General features: G+C 63.0%; 4 protein-coding genes. All 4 read left to right on the top strand.

What is annotated here, in order from left to right:
• Positions 1 to 84: 84 nt before the first annotated feature.
• The 4 genes from tnpA to BLU17_RS31920 are packed head-to-tail and all read left to right on the top strand — an operon-like array spanning position 85 to position 3,048.
• On the top strand, positions 85 to 504 hold the full coding sequence (gene tnpA, locus BLU17_RS31935; RefSeq protein WP_245747124.1) for an IS66-like element accessory protein TnpA: 420 nt from the start codon (positions 85 to 87) through the stop codon (positions 502 to 504).
• The gene (tnpB, locus tag BLU17_RS31930) at positions 501 to 848 is read left to right on the top strand and encodes an IS66 family insertion sequence element accessory protein TnpB (protein ID WP_092006699.1); all 348 of its coding nucleotides are present in this window, start codon (positions 501 to 503) and stop codon (positions 846 to 848) included. The genes tnpA and tnpB overlap by 4 nt, the downstream gene beginning before the upstream one ends.
• A 51-nt stretch (positions 849 to 899) precedes the next feature.
• On the top strand, positions 900 to 2,444 hold the full coding sequence (tnpC, locus tag BLU17_RS31925) for an IS66 family transposase (RefSeq protein ID WP_092006696.1): 1,545 nt from the start codon (positions 900 to 902) through the stop codon (positions 2,442 to 2,444).
• A gap of 7 nt (positions 2,445 to 2,451) precedes the next feature.
• On the top strand, positions 2,452 to 3,048 hold the full coding sequence (locus tag BLU17_RS31920) for a plasmid pRiA4b ORF-3 family protein (protein ID WP_092006693.1): 597 nt from the start codon (positions 2,452 to 2,454) through the stop codon (positions 3,046 to 3,048).
• Positions 3,049 to 3,078: the final 30 nt, after the last annotated feature.

The raw sequence follows: 3,078 nt of genomic DNA, 5'->3' as shown, positions 1-3,078 counted from the left end.
GTAAGCGTCATTTGAAGGCCGCATGGACAGGGCTGGTCCCGGTGTCCAAAGTGATGCCCGTTACTTCAAGTGGTGGGGACTACTTTGGACACACGGATTGCGAGACCATCGAACCGCAAGGGCCGACCGAATTACGCACCGGAGTACCGACGCCAGGTTGCCGTCGCGGCGAGCGAGCCGGGTATTTCTGTGGCCAAGCTTGCGCAGGCGCACGGACTGAATCCCAATATGGTGTTCAAGTGGCGCCGGCAACTGCGGGCGGGCTTGTTTGACGGAGTGGCGCACGGCACAGCGGTGTTGCTGCCCGTCGCGCTACCTGATGCACCGACAGACGAGAAGGCCGAACCGGCGCCGCTGGCACTCCAGCCGGGCGAGCCACATCGCGAGAGCGTGCCGGTAGCGTCGGGTATCGAGATTGAACTGAACGGTGCCCGCGTGCGCGTCACGGGTATGGTCGATCCAGTGCAGTTGCGTCTCGTGCTGCGCTGCCTGATGCCCGCATGATCGCTCCGCCCAGCGGTACCCGCGTATGGCTGGCAGCGGGCGTTACCGATATGCGCCGTGGCATGGATGGACTTGCCGCGCTGGTGCAATCGACACTCGGACGTGATCCCTTCTCGGGCCACATCTTTCTGTTTCGGGGGCGTCGCGGTGATCTCATCAAGATTTTATGGTGGAGCGGCGACGGCATGAACCTGTACGCGAAACGACTTGAGCGCGGACGCTTCGTGTGGCCGCAGGCTGACTCGGGAACAGTCCATCTGTCTGCCGCCCAACTGTCGATGCTGCTCGAGGGAATTGACTGGCGGCATCCAGAGCGGACGTGGCAGCCGACGTACGCGGCATAAGGCAGGGTGCGGGAGCCCACAAGCGCGGGGGCTTGATTTACACTGGCATGCATGCCAGCCAGCCATCTGCCCGATGACATCGCCGCCCTCAAGCGCATCGTTGCCTCGCGCGACGAGACCATTGCGCAGTTGCTGGCCGAGATCTCGCGACTGAAGCGATGGCAGTATGGCCGCTCATCGGAGCGCATGACAGAACTCATGGACCAGCTGCAGCTCGCGCTCGGTGAACTGCCTGTTCCTGAACCAGATATGCCCGCATCGGCGAAGGCGCCTGACGCCGACGCGACTGCGGATACGTCGGCCATAACGAACGTTGTTCCGCTGCGCCGCAAGCCGCGGCACTTCCCTGCCCATTTACCTCGCGAAACGATTGTTCATGCGCCGACGAACTGCGGATGCCCGGAATGCGGCAAACAGATGCGTGCGCCGGGCGAGGACGTATCGGAGATGCTCGACTATGTGCCCGGTTACTTCAAGGTGCTGCGTCACGTACGTCCGAAGCTGAGCTGCCCGTGCTGTGCTGCAGTGGTGCAGGAGCCAGCACCTTCGCGACCGATAGCGCGCTCGATGGCAGGTGCCGGGCTGCTCGCGCAGGTCGTCGTTGCGAAGTACGCTGACCATACGCCGCTGTACCGGCAGGCCGGCATCTATCGCCGTGCGGGCATCGAACTGGACCGGGCAACACTGGCTTCGTGGGTTCGTGAAGCGGCTGCGCTGCTGCAACCGCTGTCCGATGCACTCGGTCGTTACGTGCTCGACGCAGACAAGATCCATACCGACGACACGCCCGTGCCTGTGCTGGAGCCGGGGCGTGGCAAGACACGCACGGCGCGTCTGTGGACCTATGTGCGCGATGACCGCCCGGCAGGAAGCCGCGCGCCACCAGCAGTCTGGTACAGGTACTCACCCGACCGCAAAGGTGAGCGACCTCGGGAACATCTGGCGGGCTACACGGGAATCCTGCAGGCAGACGCCTTCAGTGGGTATGACGCCCTGTATCGTGACGGCACGGTCATCGAGGCCGGATGCTGGGCGCACGCGCGGCGCAAGTTCTACGACCTGTACAAGCTGGACAGCTCACCGATTGCGGAAGAAGCACTGCGCCGCATTGGGGCGCTATATGTTGTTGAACGCGAGGTTCGCGGGGAGACGCCGAACGTGCGCCTGTCTGTGCGTCAGCAGCGCTCGGCCCCATTGCTCACTGAGCTGAAGGCCTGGTTCGAACACACGCTGTCACAGGTCTCGGCGAAGTCGGGGCTGGCGAAGGCGATCAGATACTCGCTGGGGCACTGGCACGCGCTCACACGGTATTGCGAAGACGGGCGTGTCGAGGTGGACAACAATACGGCGGAGCGCGCGATCAGGCCGCTGGTCCTCGGCAGGCGCAATTATCTGTTCGCAGGCTCCGACGGCGGTGGCGAAAGCGCGGCGGTGATCTACAGCCTGATCGGTACGGCGCGGCTGAACGGCATTGAGCCGTTTGCGTACCTGCGCACGGTGTTTGAGCGCATCGCCGATCATCCCATCAACCGCATCGACGAGTTGCTGCCGTGGCGCCTGATGCCGGCCGAACACGTCGAGCAGCAAGCCGCGTAATAATTCGATGGCCCAAGCCCGCAAACCCTCCCTGCGCCTGGTCAAGGCGCCAGTGCCCGATTACGTGCTGCGCGTTGAACTGCAATACATCAAGCCGGCGATCTGGCGACGAATCATCATTCCCGGCCCGATCCGGCTGGGCAAGCTGCATGTCGTGCTGCAACTGGCCATGGGCTGGGAAGGTGGGCACCTGCACGAATTCGTCTTCGGCGAAACCAACTATGGTGAACCAGATGACTTCGGATTCCAGAGCGATCCGCCAATGCTCAATGAAGCACGGGTCACGCTGGCGAAGGCGCTGGGTGGCTTGAAGTCATTCACCTACATCTACGACTACGGCGACAACTGGCAGCATCGGATCAAGGTCGAGAAGGCACTCGTGCCTGATCCAGACATGCGCCGACCGTTGTGCCTGGACGGGCAGAATGCGTGCCCCCCGGAAGACGTCGGTGGAGTGCCCGGATATGCCGACTTCCTCGAAGCGATCGCTGATCCGACGCACGAGGAGCACGGCCACTTCCTTGACTGGTGTGGCGGCAGCTTCGATCCCGCTGCCTTCGATCTCGTGCATGCGAATCAGCGGCTCTCAGAGGTCAAGTTCTGATCGTCAAGACGGCCTCGGCTTGACGCTTAC

Source organism: Paraburkholderia lycopersici, assembly GCF_900096975.1.
In the GTDB taxonomy this organism is placed as follows: domain Bacteria; phylum Pseudomonadota; class Gammaproteobacteria; order Burkholderiales; family Burkholderiaceae; genus Paraburkholderia; species Paraburkholderia lycopersici.
This window is presented reverse-complemented; position numbering and strand designations above follow the sequence as displayed.

Excerpts from the sequence above, each read along its gene's own strand:
- tnpB (WP_092006699.1), top strand. The coding sequence starts at position 501 with ATGATCGCTCCGCCCAGCGGTACCCGCGTATGGCTGGCAGCGGGCGTT.
- tnpC (WP_092006696.1), top strand. The coding sequence starts at position 900 with ATGCCAGCCAGCCATCTGCCCGATGACATCGCCGCCCTCAAGCGCATC.
- BLU17_RS31920 (WP_092006693.1), top strand. The coding sequence starts at position 2,452 with ATGGCCCAAGCCCGCAAACCCTCCCTGCGCCTGGTCAAGGCGCCAGTG.